Annotated in this window: 12 protein-coding genes; 2 read left to right on the top strand and 10 right to left on the bottom strand. The window is 46.5% G+C overall.

The features are described 5' to 3' along the window. Positions 1-18: 18 nt before the first annotated feature. On the top strand, positions 19-1,644 hold the full coding sequence (locus AACR75_RS10400) for an ABC transporter permease (RefSeq protein ID WP_047690071.1): 1,626 nt from the start codon (positions 19-21) through the stop codon (positions 1,642-1,644). Beyond that, the gene (locus AACR75_RS10405; RefSeq protein ID WP_047690073.1) at positions 1,644-2,672 is read left to right on the top strand and encodes an ABC transporter ATP-binding protein; all 1,029 of its coding nucleotides are present in this window, start codon (positions 1,644-1,646) and stop codon (positions 2,670-2,672) included. The genes AACR75_RS10400 and AACR75_RS10405 overlap by 1 nt, the downstream gene beginning before the upstream one ends. 106 nt (positions 2,673-2,778) lie before the next feature. Here the strand turns inward: AACR75_RS10405 and AACR75_RS10410 are convergent, their stop codons facing one another. The 10 genes from AACR75_RS10410 to AACR75_RS10455 form a co-directional block, all read right to left on the bottom strand. Beyond that, a complete protein-coding gene (locus AACR75_RS10410; protein WP_013857648.1) occupies positions 2,779-4,191 on the bottom strand; it encodes a phosphoglucomutase/phosphomannomutase family protein in 1,413 nt (470 codons plus the stop codon). Between the two features lie 62 nt (positions 4,192-4,253). After that, positions 4,254-6,659 (bottom strand): GH36-type glycosyl hydrolase domain-containing protein, encoded by a 2,406-nt coding sequence (locus AACR75_RS10415; protein WP_047690076.1) that lies wholly within the window; start codon positions 6,657-6,659, stop codon positions 4,254-4,256. A gap of 93 nt (positions 6,660-6,752) precedes the next feature. Further along, on the bottom strand, positions 6,753-8,666 hold the full coding sequence (locus AACR75_RS10420) for a beta-N-acetylhexosaminidase (RefSeq protein ID WP_047690078.1): 1,914 nt from the start codon (positions 8,664-8,666) through the stop codon (positions 6,753-6,755). Between the two features lie 9 nt (positions 8,667-8,675). Next, positions 8,676-9,551: an N-acetylglucosamine kinase gene (locus tag AACR75_RS10425; RefSeq protein ID WP_047690080.1), complete on the bottom strand. Its 876-nt coding sequence runs from the start codon at positions 9,549-9,551 to the stop codon at positions 8,676-8,678. Then, positions 9,548-11,275: a glycoside hydrolase family 9 protein gene (locus tag AACR75_RS10430; RefSeq protein ID WP_047690082.1), complete on the bottom strand. Its 1,728-nt coding sequence runs from the start codon at positions 11,273-11,275 to the stop codon at positions 9,548-9,550. The genes AACR75_RS10425 and AACR75_RS10430 overlap by 4 nt, the downstream gene beginning before the upstream one ends. Before the next feature lie 148 nt (positions 11,276-11,423). Continuing rightward, the gene (locus tag AACR75_RS10435) at positions 11,424-12,416 is read right to left on the bottom strand and encodes an ABC transporter ATP-binding protein (protein ID WP_013857643.1); all 993 of its coding nucleotides are present in this window, start codon (positions 12,414-12,416) and stop codon (positions 11,424-11,426) included. A gap of 37 nt (positions 12,417-12,453) precedes the next feature. Continuing rightward, on the bottom strand, positions 12,454-13,437 hold the full coding sequence (locus AACR75_RS10440; protein WP_013857642.1) for an ABC transporter ATP-binding protein: 984 nt from the start codon (positions 13,435-13,437) through the stop codon (positions 12,454-12,456). Between the two features lie 2 nt (positions 13,438-13,439). Further along, entirely contained in the window at positions 13,440-14,465 is a 1,026-nt protein-coding gene (locus AACR75_RS10445; RefSeq protein ID WP_013857641.1) for an ABC transporter permease, read from the bottom strand. A gap of 2 nt (positions 14,466-14,467) precedes the next feature. Continuing rightward, positions 14,468-15,454: an ABC transporter permease gene (locus AACR75_RS10450; protein WP_013857640.1), complete on the bottom strand. Its 987-nt coding sequence runs from the start codon at positions 15,452-15,454 to the stop codon at positions 14,468-14,470. A 166-nt stretch (positions 15,455-15,620) separates the two neighbouring features. Further along, positions 15,621-17,291, bottom strand: a complete 1,671-nt coding sequence (locus AACR75_RS10455) for an ABC transporter substrate-binding protein (RefSeq protein ID WP_047690085.1) — start codon at positions 17,289-17,291, stop codon at positions 15,621-15,623. Positions 17,292-17,367: the final 76 nt, after the last annotated feature.

A 17,367-nucleotide genomic window follows, 5' to 3' on the forward strand; every position in this document is an offset into this window, starting at 1 on the left:
CCTTATTGTAATTAGGCAATGAAAGAAAAAAATACATTATGGAAAACCAGTAGTGCCAGTGTCACTGTGCTACTGGTTTTGCCGATCTTAGCCATCTTTATTACCGCTGCGGGACAAAGTGATGAGGTTTTTGCTCATCTCATGTCAACCGTGATGCCCACCTATACCTTTAATACCGTCGTATTAACGTTCAGTGTGATGGGGCTTTCTTTGCTATTTGGCATTCCCAGTGCTTGGTTAATGGCGATGTGTAAGCTGCCTACCGAACGCATTTTACAATGGGCTTTGGTGTTACCACTTGCGATGCCCGGCTACATTATCGGTTACATCTTTACCAGTTGGTTTGACTACGCAGGCCCAGTGCAAGTGTTACTTAGAGATATTACGGGTTGGGGCGCAGGTGATTACTGGTTTCCCGACATTCGCAGTTTGGGCGGGGCAAGCATTGTGCTTGCGCTGGTGCTTTATCCATATGTTTACCTACTGTGCCGTGCAGCATTCATGGAACAAAACGTCTCCTTATTGCAATCCGCTCGTCTATTAAAATGCTCTCCGTGGCAGAGTTTTCGTCTGATTTCACTACCGCTTGCACGGCCCGCGATGGCGGTTGGCCTCTCCTTAGTGGCGATGGAAACGGTGGGAGATTTTGGTACGGTGAGTTACTTTGCCGTTAATACCCTAACGACTGCGGTGTATGACACTTGGCTCGGTTATTCTAATTTGAATGCGGCAGCGAAAATATCCGCCATCATGTTGGTGATTGTATTATTACTGCTGAGCGCAGAGCGCTATAGCCGTCGTAAACAGAAATTATTTCAAAGCCAATTTAACAGCCATGAAGATTTTCGCTATCAGTTGCAAGGGTGGAAAAAATGGGCCGCTTTGTGTTGGTGTTGGGGGCTAGTTGCGCTCGCGTTTCTTCTGCCTTTATTGCAGTTGGTCTCATTCGCTTATCACTATTTTGCGAAAAGTTGGACTTCGGAGTTCCAAGACTTTGCGATCAATAGCTTAACGGTTTCGTTGACGACAGCGCTGGTGGCGGTGTTGATTGCTTTGGTCGTGAATTTTTGCCATCGGTTGAACGCCAACGGGGTAACTTTAGCCTTTATGCGCTTGTCTTCTATGGGGTATGCGGTTCCCGGAACCGTGCTAGCGATTGGTGTGATGGTTCCGGTGCTGTTTATGGATCATTGGGTCAATGATGTTGCTAAAGCGATGCAGTGGGGGCGACCGGGTCTTATCTTTTCTGGTTCGATGTTTGCTATTATTTTTGCTTTAGTGGTGCGTTTTTCGGCCGTGGCGATTGGTAGCATAGAAAGTAGCCTCAATAAAGTCTCACCTTCTTTGGATATGGCGGCTCGAACTATGGGTTATCGATCGAACGCTATGCTGTGGCGAGTTCATCTGCCATTGATCCGCCGTGGTACGCTTATCGCTGGGTTGTTGGTGTTTATTGAGTCAATGAAAGAGCTGAATGCCGCTTTGTTATTGCGTCCGTTCAATTTCGAAACCTTGGCGACCTATGTTTATAACTACGCATCGGATGAACAATTAGAAGTGGCTGCTTTGCCTGCAATACTCTTGGTCGCGGTTGGTTTAATTCCGCTTATCGTCGTTAACCGTTCACTGGAGCAAAATCACTGATGAGTTGTGCGCTGTCTATCCATGATTTGACTTGCAAATATGAAAACCAAACGGTTTTACAATCACTGTCGCTGGAAGTCAAACAGGGAGAAATCGTCTGTTTATTAGGAGCAAGTGGTTGTGGGAAAACGACCTTATTGAAAGCTATTGCGGGTTTGCTGCCGCTTAGCTCTGGGGTGATGAGCCTTAATTGTGTGACGATTGATGATGGTCAACATTGGTTGCCACCGGAAGCGCGAAACATAGGGATGATTTTCCAAGATTATGCGCTATTTCCTCACTTAACTGTTGCGGAAAATATCGCGTTTGGATTGCGTCAACTCTCTCAAACCGAGTGTAAAGCGAAAGTCGGAGAGATGTTGGCATTAGTGCACTTAGCGGGGCTGGGGGATCGTTATCCTCATCAACTATCGGGTGGACAGCAGCAGCGAGTGGCGATTGCTCGCTCCTTGGCGTATAAACCGGATCTACTGCTGCTTGATGAGCCGTTTTCCAATATCGATACCCAAGTTCGCCATGAGTTGATCGGTGAAATTCGCAACATTTTTAAAAAGCAGGGTGTGACGGCTATTTTTGTGACCCATAGCCGCGAAGAAGCTTTTGCTTTTGCTGATAAAATGGCGGTAATGAACCACGGTGTGATTGAGCAATATGGCACCGCATCAGAGCTGTACTACCAACCGTCGAGTAAATTTGTGGCCGATTTCTTAGGTGGTGGAAGTTATTTAAGCGCCAAACGAATTTCAGAATGGCAATTTGAGACCGATTTAGGTGTGGTTGACGCCAAAGCTCAGCAACCCATTGAGCTTGAAGCCAAATGCGAATTACTACTGCGGCCACAACACATTCAAATTAGTGCGCAGCAAGAGAGCAAAGTCCGCGTGTTAGAGCAGCAATTTATGGGCGATCACTGCCGTTATGTGATTGATGCGTATGGCAGTAAGTTGCTGGCGAGTTCTTCACAGCCGTTGAGCGTTGGGCAAAATGTTGCAGTCAGCATTGATACGCAAGGTGTGTTGGCTTTTTAAAAAAAGCCCGGCATGACGCCGGGCAAGTGTTCTTCATCGATATACCTACAACCTCTTCATACTGTGCGGGTATAGCGACTCAAATTTGAGTCGAAGTGGGTAAAAGCTATAACGATAGAAAATCTTTCACCTGTTGAAGAACACGTTCTGCAGTGTCTTTATCCGCCATTTCGGCAAAAATGCGTAGCAATGGTTCAGTGCCAGAGAAACGAGCAATAACCCAGCCGCCGTTTTTAAAGTAGACTTTGGCTCCGTCTTCGTAACTGACTTTCTCAATCTCATACTCAAATTGAGGCAACTGTTTCTCAACGTAAATTTTGTTATACAACGACTCTTTTTGTGCGGCTTTAAATTTGCAGTCACCTTCTGCGGTGTAGGCGTAACCGTATTTCGCGTAAATTTCCCCCAGTAATTCGGAGAGTTTTTTACCTGTCACGCTGATCATTTCAACCAACAAACTCGATGCAAAAACCCCATCTTTACCTTTGATGTGTCCACGAATGGTTAAACCGCCAGAGCTTTCACCACCAATCAGTGAATCATCCGCTTCCATTTGTGAACTGATGTGTTTAAAGCCAACGGGGACTTCAAAACTTTTCTCATCGTGGTCAGCGGCAATTTTATCCAGCAGGTGGGTGGTGGCGATATTACGCACCACGGATCCTTTCCAACCCTTATATTCAAGCAGGTAGTAGTAAAGCAGGATCAGTACTTCATTAGGATGGATGAAGTTACCTTTCTCATCAATAATACCAAGTCGGTCTGCATCGCCGTCGGTACCTATCCCAATATCGTAACCTTCTGCGGCCACTAAATGTTTGAGACGATAAAGAGTCGCTGCATTAGGGGAAGGCATTAAACCGCCAAAATCGGGGTTTTTGCCATCATTGATCACATCCACATCGCAGCGGCCATTGATCAGAACCGTCTGCAATGCATTTTTCGCGACGCCAAACATAGGGTCAATCAACACACGTAGGTTGGCTTTTTTGATCGCTTCAATGTCGATAAAGTTGATGATTGAATCGACAAACTCATTCATTGGATTGATGATGACAATCGATTTATCTTGCAGCGCTTGTTCAAATTCGACGTGTTTTACATCGGCAAGCGTCAGTGACGCGATTTGTTGTTCAATCTTTTGCGTGATCACTTCATCAGCGTCTCGTCCACCTTCAATGAACACTTTGATGCCGTTGTAGTCCGCAGGGTTGTGGGATGCCGTAATACACGCCGAATAGGCGCAATTCATCTCTTTGGCCTTGAACATCACAATAGGGGTAGGAACAAACTTATCGATAAAACTTACCACCACGCCATTCGCTGCTAAGACTTGCGCAAACCAACGTGCGGCTTTGTCAGAAAGAAAGCGGCGGTCGTAGCCGATAACGAACCCGTTGTTAGCCACATTTTCGTGGTTAATGATGTTGGCAAGTGATTGAGCCACTAGACAGACGTTGTCTTTGGTAAACTCTTCACCAATAAAGGCGCGCCAGCCACCTGTACCAAATTTGATCATAATAAAATCCTTGTGGGACGAATGTTGAGCCTCAGCTCCTTCGCGCTGAGGCCCAAATCGCGTTAACCGAGAATAACCACTACATCGTTGACACTGCCTTGTGCCATGACAGGAATCACGCCTTCTACTGCTTCGCCATTCACTGTGATTGTTTTCACCCCTTTACTGACGGAGTTCGGGTTTTGCACTGTGATGTTGTAAGTCGCGCCGCGCCATTGGCGAGTGACTTCAAAACCAGGCCAATTGGTAGGAATGCATGGGTCGACGACTAGGCCATCAAAACCGACACGAACACCCAAAATGAAGTTGGTGACGGCAAAGTAGGCCCAACCAGACGTACCTGTTAACCATGGATGGTTTGCACGGCCGTGATCTTGGTGATCTCGTCCCATAATGAACTGCACGTATGAGTAAGGTTCGGCAACGCGCTTTTCAATGATGTCGTTTTGGTTATAAGGGTTTAATGCGTCGTAGAACTTCATGGCTCGATCACCACGGCCAAGCTTCGTTTCTGCAACCCATGCCCAAGGGTTTGGATGTGAGAAAATAGCGCCATTTTCTTTAACACCTTGATAAACACGAGTAACGAAACCGATGTCATCATTAGGGGTTGAGAAGGAAGGTGCGTTCAGATGTAGACCGTATTCGGAGAATAGATTCTCATCAACGGCATCCATCGCTTTTTCACCACGCTCTTGCGACACTGCGCCCGATAATACGGCGAGTGTGTTTGACTCAAGATGAACTCGACCTTCAGTTTGCTGAGCGGTTCCTATCTTGTCGCCATTTTTCGTCAGGCCACGGATATACCAGCCGCCTTCTTCATCCCAAAGGTGAGTTTCACAAGCTTCACGTACGTTCGCCGCCATTTCGGTATATTTCGCAACATCCTCTGCATTGTCACGGTATTTTGCAAGGTCGATAAACTCTTGCAGCGCCCAAAAGTGGAGGAAAGAAACCATAGATGATTCGCCACCACCTAAGTTCAAGCAGTCGTTCCAGTCAGCGCGTAAGCCTTTGCAGATACCTGTTTGCCCTACGTATTCTGCCGAGAAGTTAAGCGCCGCCTTCATGTGTTCGTAAACCGTTGCATTACCACCATCGGCGTAAGGGATCACTTCATCAAAGAAGGATGTTTCACCCGTTTCCATCACGTATTTACAGATGGTTGGAACGAGCCAGAGATGATCGTCAGAACAGGTATCTTCAATGCCATGGATCTTATCTTCATCACTTGGCGTTGGTACAACGGTTGGTGATTTTGATGGTTTGACATCCGCTTTTTCCGGATCAAACCAGTCAGGATCAAATAGGTGTAGGCCATAGCCCGCTTTGACTTGACCACGAAGCAGATCAACCAAGCGTTTACGGGTCATCTTCGGGTTTGCGTGCGGTACTGAAATGGCATCTTGCGCCGTATCACGGTAACCAAGGCCAGTACGACCGCCCACTTCAATGAAAGAGGCAAAGCGAGACCACACCACACACGTTTCCGCTTGATAAAGCGTCCAAGTGTTGATCATGGTATCAAGGCCTTCATTCGGTGATTTTACTTGGAATTTCGCACAACGTTCGTCCCAATGCGCTTTGATCCCAGCAAAAGCGGCATCGACATTAGCCAAGTCTTGGTACTTAGCACGCAAACGCGCGCCATTGCCTTTACCAATTCCCAAAATATAAGCAAAGCGAACTTCCTCACCCGGTTGGATCACAAATTGTTTGTGCAGCGAACCGCAATGGTTGTAGCAGGTTTGCGCGCTGTTCGAGCAGTGACCACGTTCTACTGCAATGGGATTGGCTTCGTCACGATACAAGCCGAGGAAGGTATCGCGTTGTCCATCATAAGAGTCTGGATCAAACGTCGAGGCTAAGTAGTAAAAGCCTTCGAAATCATTGGTGTTGTAGTAAAGATCGTACTCAATCACACCCGCGTGATAAGCGGTACCTGCAGAGTAAAGCGACATCTGATGGTTTTGGTTATCGGATTGAATGTGACTAAAAGAGAATTCAACAAACGAAAAAGCGCTGATAGTGCGAGCCTCAGTGGAATCGTTTTTAATGACGACATCCCAAATTTCAGCATCTTCGCCTTTCGGTACAAAGAGAGTTTTAGTGGCAGTAATGCCGCTGTATTCACATTTGAATTTGGAGTAAGAGAGGCCGTGGCGGACTTCATATTTCGCTTCTTCTAAGCTTTTTGCTACGGGTTGCCAAGAAATAGACCAATAGTCGCCAGTTGCATCGTCACGTAAGTAAACATAGTGCCCCGGGCGATCAAAAGAAGCGTTCGGGCGAAATTTGGTAACACGGTTATATTCTGGTGAATTGTAAAAAGAGTAACCGCCCGCGTTATGAGAGATCACGGTGCAGAATTTTTCTGTCCCTAAGTAGTTGGTCCAAGGCGCTGGAACGTCAGGGCGTGTGATGACATATTCACGATTGTCGTTATCGAAATAGCCGTATTTCATTGTCATTTCCTTTTAAACAAACTGCGTCTTTTGCAGCCAAAAATTATGCTAGTGAAAACCAAGGAGAGGTAATGCCGACTCCAAGTGTTGTGTTTATTTCCATGGTGCTCGGTAACGGATGCCTTGCTTGTCCAACATCGGCAGATGTCCTTTGAGCCGTGACAGATAATCTTGCCAATCACGATGCACTTTATGAGTCCATCCTGCTTCGGCGAGTGCAGTTAAGCGTGGGTAAATCATGTATTCCATACGCTGTGGGTTATTGATTAATTCACACCATAAAGCGCACTGAATACCGAGAATTCGCTTACGGAGTGGATCGTTTTCGGGCACTTCGGCTAAAGGTTCATAGCGATAGGCTTTTTCTAATGGGGTAACACCTGCCCAGTCAACGCCCGGTTCTTCTGGCGCATAATCTTGAGCAATATCCAGATACGTGTACTGACCGGGTTGTAAAATCACATCAAACCCCTGTTTGGCACAGTTCAATGCCGCCGCTTCAGAAAGCCAAGAGTATATAACGGTATCTTTACTGACCTTATTGCCATGATGTGCTTCTTCCCAGCCGACCATGCGCTTGCCAAGCGTACGCAGTTTTTGTTCGGCATAACGCAATAAGTGTCCTTGCAACTCTTTGGCCTCGGTATAGCCATTGTCAGCCATCAGTTGTTGACATTTAGGGCTGTTAATCCAGACCCCATCGGGCACTTCGTCGGCACCAATATGGATAAAGGGGGATGGAAATAGCTCAGAGACTTCTTGCAAGACGATATCTAAGAACTCATACGTTCCTTCAAGGGCGGGGGAGAGGACGTTATCGTTATAATATTGAATGCTGCGATAGTGTGATTGATCCTCTTTATCGGCCAGCAGATGAGGCAGAGATTTGATCGCGGCGCGGCAATGTCCGGGAACATCAATTTCAGGGATCACTGTGATACCACGCTCTTGAGCGTATGCGATAACCTCTTTGATCTCTTGTTGTGTATAGAAACCACCGTGGCGCTGCGTTAACAAGCTGTATTGAGGTTCGAGCACTTCATCAACCCCTCGCCATGCACCGATGTCGGTGAGTTGTGGCAGTGCTTTAATTTCGATACGCCATCCTTCGTCATCGGTCAAATGCCAATGGAACGTATTGAATTTGTAATGCGCTAATTGGTTAATAAGCCGCTTAACTGTCTCGATTCCATGAAAATGACGCGCACAATCGAGCATCATGCCCCGGTACTTAAAGCGTGGCGCATCACTGATTTTGACGCAGGGGACTAACCACGATTGATCTTGAACTTGAATCAACTGCAACAGGGTCGCGCTAGCATACATAAAGCCTTGATGGCCACTCGCCTCTAAGCGAATGCCGGTACGATCGACGTTGAGTTGATACGCGCCCTCGTCAAAGGTCGGGTTAGTGCGGTAGATAATATCAGCGCTGCCAATGGATTTGGGCTGAAAATCAAATATACGGTTGAGTTCCTGTTGTAACCAAGTCGCAGCTTGCTCAGCGCATGTGGATTGCAAGGTAATCTGGCTCGAAGTTGTTAAGGTGTAATGCCCTGTGCCGGATTCAATCTTGTTTGGTAATGGAATGAGACTGAGGCTCGCGGCTTCTGTTGTGGGTATTTCACTGCGCTCACGATAAGGCGAGGCGAGAGCAATCGGAGTTACGATCACATCATGACGTTCGATCGGTTGCTCACCATTGCATTGAACAAAAGCGTGCTTTACGCCATCAGTGTAAAAATGGAAAGGGGCGGTTTTGATGCTAAATTCACAGTAAAAATGTGAGTTTGCAGCAAGCACGGTCATATCTGGCGTTAATGAGCAGAAACTGCCTATTTGCACTACGTTGCCATGGGTGATGCTGTCTGGCTGAATGAAGCGATCAATCACAAAATGTAACGACCAGTCTTTTAGGTCTTGATCGCTTAAGTTATGGAACGTTAAACCAAAACGGCAAAATTGCTTCTGTTCTGAGAGTACCGCAAAGTCAATTCGATAGCTCATAGTGATTCCTTAATACAAATTATGCTCGGCTTTGCCGGCAAACATAATCGCGCCTTCGATAGCGTCGAATTGAGGTTGAACAATCCACTGCTGTACCGGTGGAGAAAGCCAATACAAGATACGCTCTGCAATGCTACCCATGAGGCAGATCCGCTTGGCTCCTTTGTTATGAAGAACGACAAGAAACATTTCGATGTCTGCCGCGGTTTGTTTGAGAAGCTCGATCGCCAGCGCATCACCTTGTTGTGCTAGAGAAAAAATAACGGGAGAGAACTGGCCATAGTCGCGTGGGAGTGCGTTTTTTGACCATTCGACAATCTGATCAACATCGTGGTTAAAATGTTGCATTACATGAGCGCTTAATAACGAAGGCTCGCCGATGCCATCCTCAATGAGCAGCACGCGCTGGATTAGGCGTAAACCCATGATGGCACCACTGCCTTGATCGGATATAGGAAACTCTCGTCCACCCACCACATGCTGCTGCCCAGCGTGTAAAAATAGGCCACAAGAGCCCGTTCCCGCGATCATAATTGCGCCATCGTCGCCATTATGAGCACCAATACAGGCACCGTAAGCATCTGTGTTGAGCGTTAGTGAAGCAAAAGGATGTGTCTGAGACATAAACGCATGCCATGCGGATTTTTGTTCTGCGCCAGCCAGAGCAAGACCCACGTGCATCTGAGCAAAATTCTCTTTCGTCAGCCCGCTTTGGTGCGCCGCTTGAGTAATTGCATCAATGATCGTCTGCATGGCAAGTTCCACACCCAATAAAATATTGGCGCTACCGCTTTTCGCTTCACCTAACAGCGCGCCTTGCTCGTTGCGGATGCGTGCGCGACATGATGTGCCGCCTCCATCAATACCGACATAATAAAAAGTCATGATTGCCTCTCTAAGTCTGGTGTTGAGAAGTGGCAAAACTGGGTTGTGATGGCCAGCAGATACCAAGCACCATGAGGAATCCATTGCTCAGCCCAACGCCAGTTTTGCAGCATGTCATCCTTCTGTTTAGCTGGGTTGAAAGCGATATCTTCTTCATCTTCAAAACCGCCTGTAATGCCATTACACACTCCCCCTTTGGCATTAAAAAAGCCTAGGTGGGGGAGGTAGTCTGGATTGTTGCGACCGTGCCCATCGAGCATGCACATATCGTATGGATTTAATCCGACAATCCAGTTCAATGCATTTTGTGCAAAGGTGGTTAAAGGGGCGTGTAGATCTGCGTTGACGAAGGCTTGGGCGCGATAAGCCATACACGCGAGCGATCCTAAACGCGCATTTTCGCCTTGCCACCAGTAGCCGGATTCATTGTCGTGAGCGACAAAAAATGCGCAGCGTTTGTCGCCATTCACAGGTTTTACATATTGGCGTGGGTAGCCAAATGGGTTACTGACTTGATGAGTGATAGTGAGCTCAAAGCGGCAAGCATTCTCAATCACTTGAACGACCGATTGTTTGCGGTGTTCTTCCGTTTCAATCTCGAGATATTCGCACAGTGCAATCACTGGTAGTCCAGCTTCGGCGGCGTGATAATAAGGACGAGTGGCATCACTATTGGCTGCCCAATAATGAGCGATGTTAGCGTCGCTGTGTTGATAAGCGCATAACCTTTGTGCCCAAAGGCGACACTCAAGTAGATAATTTGCTTGATGAGTTGAGCGGTAGAGCTCAACCGATGCAAGCAGAGCGCAATAGGCATCAATGATGTTTTCTTGACCATCGTCGAGATAGCGCGTGTTATTTTCTTTTAAATGCCAGTAACCATGCTCCGCCGCTGTTAAATAGTGTTCTGAGGTGAAATCACCGTGAACATCTAAACGTGCTGCCACCGCAAGAGCAGCAATCGCAATGCCTCCCCCTTGACGAAATCCGGCTTGATAATCGTCAGACTTGTGGCCAGATTGAGTGGCATAGGCGCAGATCTCTCGCTGCTTAATGTCCTTGCTCCATTTGTCAAAGACCGTTGTATAAAAGAACCCCTCGGAGTTTTGCATGCGGATCAGAAAATCAGCACCAAATAACGCCTCTTCCTTAAGGCGAGTGCGAGAAAATGCAGCAAAACTCGAGTGGTGTTCTAGTTGTGCCAATCCCTTTAGCATATTCCAAACCACCATTGGGGTTTGTTGAGGGTTTAAATAGTTGGCGTAAGAAAGGTGACTCAGATACTTACTGACGTCACCGGAAGCGTCGTACCAGCCACCGTGTACATCGGCAGTGGTTGATGTACCAAGCAGTGGTACGAGCTTATCTTGCTGATCGAAAATGCCACCACAACGTTGTGATTTGAAGTAGTGCAATACATCAGAAAACGTTTTTTTCATCAGTATCCCTTCACCAATTTCAAAAATAGGGGAGTGGGTATTTTCAAAACGCAGGTAATACTGCCCTGAAGTGGTGTATTGAGAAAAGTCGATCGTGTAAAAGCTACCTAAATGCCAATGTGCGACTTTAGCTTGTGGTTCAACAACGAAAGTCGACACCGTTTGATGGCTGTTTGCACAAACAAGCAGGGCGATATCGGAAGAAACACGGAGCGTGTTACTCATTAGTATCGCCTGTTTTGGCCCTTGTGGCTCATAACCAATATGGTTAATCAGTAGCAGCATTAAACATCTCCAAGCCAGATCTTTGATTTCTCGTCAGCACTCAACCCGTCGGGGGCGTGTGCTGACTTTGTTTTATATTTTTACCTAAGATATTGAAACCGATGAGGTTATGTCAGCGGCTTCAATACATTAAGGTGTGCGTTAGTGATTATTCAAATAAGTAACAACGAACAAAGTGGTTATCAGACAACTGAGTCACCGCTGGAAGTTGTTCACGACATTTGTCACTCGCCTGCATGCATCGACCAGCAAAAGGACAGCCTGTTGATACCGGGGTCCAAAGTGGAATTTCGCCTTTGTTCCCTTTGAGCTTCTCGTGTATCGATTTACTAGGATCGGGCACTGCGGAAACCAATAGTTGAGTATATGGGTGCTGAGGATCGTGAATAATCTCTTCAGTATCGCCCCATTCCACCATATGTCCGACGTACATGACGGCTAAGTCTTCGGCGATGTAGCGTGCGGTGGCGATGTCGTGCGTGATATAAAGCAGCGACATCTGCTTTTCAAACTTCATCTCTTCCATCAGGTTGAGAACACCCGCACGAATCGACACATCCAACATGGAGGTTGGTTCATCAGCCAGTACCACTTCGGCACCAACCGCGATATTACGCGCTAAGTTGACACGTTGACGCTGTCCACCAGACAACTGGTGCGGATATTTCGCGGCTGTTTCTTTTGGTGGAATAAGGCCGACTTGTTCCAGTAAATCGTGAACGCGTTCTTCTAACTCTCTCTTATTACCTGACGTCACTTTTTTATGGATAAGCAGTGGACGAGCAATATGATGAAAAATGGTATGAGTTGGGTTGAGTGAGCCAAACGGATCTTGCCATACCATCTGGACGCCTTCGCGATAGTGCATCAGGTCACTGCGTGAAGTGATGTCTAAAATATCGCGTCCTTTGTATTCAATTACACCGGATGTTGGGGCGTACATTTTGGCAATCATTTTAGCGGTTGTTGATTTGCCAGAGCCTGATTCACCCACGACAGCCAAGCCGCGGCTTTTGAACATTTTGAACGATACGTCGTTGATCGCTCGCATCATAGGTTGTTTTAGGGTGTTACTGTTGATTGGAAAATCTTTAACTAGATTTTTCCCCTCAACCAGTAATTCACCGAAATTTTTGCTCATAATTGTCTCCAGAAATTTTTGTAATACAGCTTGTGCTCTACAGTTTCACTTGAGCAATTGGGTCACCGTAAAGGTGGCAACTGGAGAAGCGTCCAAGCTCTATTTGGCGCAAACTCGTTGGAATTTTGGTGCAAGCTTCATGTACGCGATCGCAACGAGCTTGGAAACGACAACCTTGAGGTATATCCAATAAGTTCAACGGGTTACCTGGTATTCCAGTTAACTTCGTTTTAGGGCCTGTCAGTGGAGGGAAAGAACTACCCAGCCCTTTGGTGTAAGGATGGAAAGGGCTTTCCAGAATCTGTTTAGAAGGAGCCACTTCAATTAATTCACCGGAATACATGATGCCAATCCGATCGGAGAACTCGACCATCAACGACAAATCATGTGTGATGAACAAGATAGAGAAGCCAAACTCTTCTTTTAGCGCATAGATTTTTTGCAATATTTCACGTTGGACAACTACATCAAGTGCCGTAGTGGGCTCATCCATAATGATCATTTTAGGATTGAGCGCGAGAGCAATTGCAATCACCAAGCGCTGACGCATACCCCCAGAGAATTGGTGTGGGTAATCGTTTAAGCGACTTGGGTGAATATCGACAATTTCTAACAAACCTTCAGCGCGGCGTTTAGCTTGTTCACGAGTCATGTTGGTATGGCGCATGATTACGTCACAAAATTGCTCTTCCATCGTCAATACTGGGTTCAAAGCGTTCATCGCACTTTGAAACACCATCGACATTTGGCTCCAGCGAAAGGATTGCATGCGTTCATCGCTGTATTTAATGATATTTTCACCATTAAAAATCACTTCTCCACCAGTAATAAACGCGGGCGGCTTATGCAGACGCATCAGTGAAAATGCGATAGTTGATTTACCACAGCCAGATTCACCAGCAAGGCCAAATACTTCGCCAGGTGCAATGTCAAAACTGACGTTGCTGCATGCTCGAACATCACCGGCGTCGGTGATGTAGTCAACGCATAGGTTACGGATTGAAATAAGTGGGTTTGTCATGATTATTTATCTCCGCTCCAAAGTGCATTTTGTGGTGGCAGGTCAGGCTGACGCTCTTTCTTGTCTTGCTCTGCGAGTTTTTTCCAACGCTTCATTCCTTTGTGTGAACGCAGTTGTGGGTTGGCAATTTCATCGACCGCAAAGTTCAGTAAAGCCAAACCAGTAACGAGCAGAGTCAAAGCAATACAAGGAGCAAGCAGTTCCCACCAAGCGCCAATCAGCATAGAAGAGGACGTTTGAACGTTGTACAACATGATGCCCCAACTGATGGTGTTTGGATCGCCAAGACCAAGGAAGGAGATGGTGGCTTCCATCATGATGGCGTACATCACTGAACCGATGAAGCTAGCGCCAACGATGGAGATGAGGTTAGGTAGAATCTCAACGAAAATGATGCGCCATGATGATTCACCCAAGACTTCTGCCGCTCTGACAAATTCTTTTTCACGCAGTGCGAGGGTTTGTGAGCGTACGACCCTAGCGCCCCAAGCCCAGGAGGTGCAGCCAATGATGAGTGCAATGGTTAATGGGCCGGCCTCTCCAATAAATGCCGCGACCACGAATAAAAGAGGATATTGCGGTATCACCAGCATGATATTCATAGCGGCGGTTAGAATGTCATCGACCTTACCGCCAAAGTAACCGGCAGAAACACCAATCACAGTCGCAAGAAAACAGACGGTCATTCCTGCGCCAAAACCCACGGCGAGTGAGACTCGTGCGCCATACACCACTTGTGACCAAACATCGCGTCCCATACGAGAGGTGCCTAGCACATGGTCTTCACCTTTTGAGAGTAGTAAGGTGCGGCGGTCAGTCGCCAAGTTTTCAGCAATCCAGCCATTCGGATCTGCTTTAGCGGCTTTGACGACAAACGATGGGTACTCGTGTGGATTTCCGGTACGTTTATCTGGCGCATGTTTGGTGATCAGTGGCGCAGCAAGGGCGATGAATAAAAATAGGCCCAAAATAATGACACCGACCATGGCAACGGTATTGCCGCGAATGAGTTTAATGAGATCTTTCATGATTATTTACCTCCCTTGCGTAGGCGAGGGTCTAGTACGACATAAAGCATGTCCGCCAACAGGTTAAAGAACAGCATAAAGAGCGTCATAATCAGTAGCTGCCCTTGCAGAACTTGGTAATCACGAGCGTTGATCGCATTAAATAAAACGGTACCAAGGCCAGGATAGTTAAAGATAATTTCAATGATGAGCTGACCACCGATAGCCATACCCAAAGACATTGATAGAGCGGTGACACTTGGCAATAAAGCATTACGAGCGGCGTACTGGAAAACCACACGGTTTTCGCTAAGCCCTTTCCCTTTCGCCATCGTGATGTAGTCTTCAGCGAGCAGGTTAATCATGTTGTTACGCATGTTGACGAGAAACCCACCGATTTGTACTAGAGACGCACAGACAAGAGGCAAGAAAGCGTGGTAAGCCACATCTTTAATGAATGTCCAACTTGTCCAATCTGGCATCGTACCAGCAGTGTAGGCATAACCCGTAGGGAACCATTGCAAGCCGATAGCAAAAGTAAACATAGCGATCATCGCAATAACCACTTGCGGAACGGCTTGTATAACCAACATCCCTGGGGTAATAAACGTATCGTAACGACTGCCTCGTTTCCATGCGGCAAAAATGCCCAGTAGAGAACCGATTGAGAACGAGATCACAACCGCAGTACCCGCTAGAAATAACGACCAACCAAATGCACTACCCAGTAATTCATTGACACTTAACGGATAGAACTTAATCGACGTGCCTAATTCCCAACTTAGAATGCTTTTTAAATAGGTCAAATACTGTACGGGTAACGGACCATCAACGAAACCGAGAAGCTGTTTCATCGCTTCGATTCGTTCTGGCGTTACTTGCGTTGTTGCGTTTGCGAACATCATGGTCACTGGGTCTCCAGGCATGGCTCGCGGAATAATGAAGTTCAATGTTGCTGCAACCAGCAACGCGATAAAATAAAATGACAAACGTCTTAAAAAATAACCCATAACTCACACCTTACTCACCCAGTTTTATCCTGTACCTGGTTTCAGGTCGCTCCTAGCGAAATTTAGAGCGAAAAATCCCCTAACGACGAGCGTTATACATTTGCTAGGTATTTAGGGGATTTTATTTAGCGGCGCACGAAGTACGCCGCAAGGAATGAACTTCTACTTACTTAACTGGTTTTAGGTCCAGTACGTGTAATAGACGCTCAGGGATACCAGCCCAAATGTTTGGACGACCCTTAGGATTTTCTTCGTTCCACCAGCCACTAAAGCGTGCTGTGTTGTATTGGTACATGTAAGCACCTGACATTACAGGGATGGTCACTTGGTTTTCAGCAATGATTTTCTGAATTCCGTGAGCGATTTCTAGCTGCTCATTTTTATCCGCTGTTTTGTAGAAGCTGTCTAGCAAAGTATCTAGCTTGTCGTTTTTGTAGAAGTGCATAGCAAAACGAGGCATACCTTCACCTTTCTGTAGTGCAGAGTTGTATGCACTGTTCCAGTATAGATGTGGATCCGCACCGTGGAAGTAGTTGGTGTAAGCGACGTCATAAGTACCTTCAAGCATTGCTTGGTTATAAACCGCAAACTCTGGAGTACGAGCACGTGCTTTGATGCCTACTTCGGCAAGCTGTTCAACGGCAAGTTGTACTGTGTTGTTGAAGTCAGTCCAGCCATTTGGTGATTGAACAAGTAGCTCAAAAGATTTACCTGATGGAGTATCAACAAAACCGTCTTTGTTCACGTCTTTGAAGCCCGCTTTAGCAAGCAGTTTTTTCGCGCCTTCAACGTTGTACGTGTTGTAGCCTTTGTACTTATTGTGGATGTTTTCATCAGACCAAGCTTGGAATGCATAACCTAAGCCTGAAGCGAAGTCATTAACGGTACCGCCGCCATAGAAAGCGATATCGATAATAGTTTGACGGTCAAGAGCCATAGAGAATGCGCGACGGAAATCAACGTTGCTTAGCGCTTCATTTTTTACTGCATCTGGGTTTTTGAAGTTAACCATAAATGCTTGTGTGCCTGATGGCGGATACCAGTAGTGGTGGCTAGGGCTTGCAGCGGCATAAGTACGGTCAATATCCGGAACGAATGAAGAGGTCCAATCGAGTTCAGAGTTAACAATTTTACCTAGCAATTGGTCATTGTTTGCAATTTGAGGTACACGCAAACAGTCAACCTCAAGGTTTGCAGCATCCCAGTAATTCGGGTTACGACATTGGATGTATAGCTGTGGAGTGAAGGTGTCGATTTCAGTAAACGGACCAGTACCTACAGGGTTCTCGTTGGTGAAAGTCGCTGGATCTTTCACATCTTTCCATACATGCTCAGCAACGATAGGAACTAACGAGATTTCATAAGGTACGTTTGAGTTAGCTTCACTTAAACGGAAACGGATTTGGTAGTCGTTCAGTTTTTCTACGCTCGTTACCCACTTGTTGATACCGCGTTGGTCGAGTTCAGGTTTATTTTTCAATAAGCTATAAGAGAACACGACATCATCCGCTGTAAATGCTTGACCATCTGACCATTTAACACCTTTACGGATATCAAAAGTAACACTCATTAGGTCATCAGACATTTTAAAGCCTTCAGCCAAACGCATAACGGGTGTATTACCATGCATTTCGTTGAATATTACCAGTGGTTCATAGATGAAATCAGTGGTCGTACGTAGGTTTGTTGCTAGATACGGGTTAAAGTTACGTACCATTGTAGGGTAGAAATCAGGTACGATCGTTAGCTCACTGCGTGCGGCTGCTGGAGCTGAAAGGCTCGCTGCGGCGGCGATTACTGCAGCGGCTAGCGCTGTTTTTTTAATATTGGCAAGCATAGCTGTTCCTTACTATTTGCTTTCATTTCACTAATGGATATGAATGTCATCAATTGATAAACACTCTCCAAGGCCT

It is taken from the genome of Vibrio sp. ZOR0018 (genome assembly GCF_963865925.1).
GTDB classification, from domain to species: domain Bacteria; phylum Pseudomonadota; class Gammaproteobacteria; order Enterobacterales; family Vibrionaceae; genus Vibrio; species Vibrio anguillarum.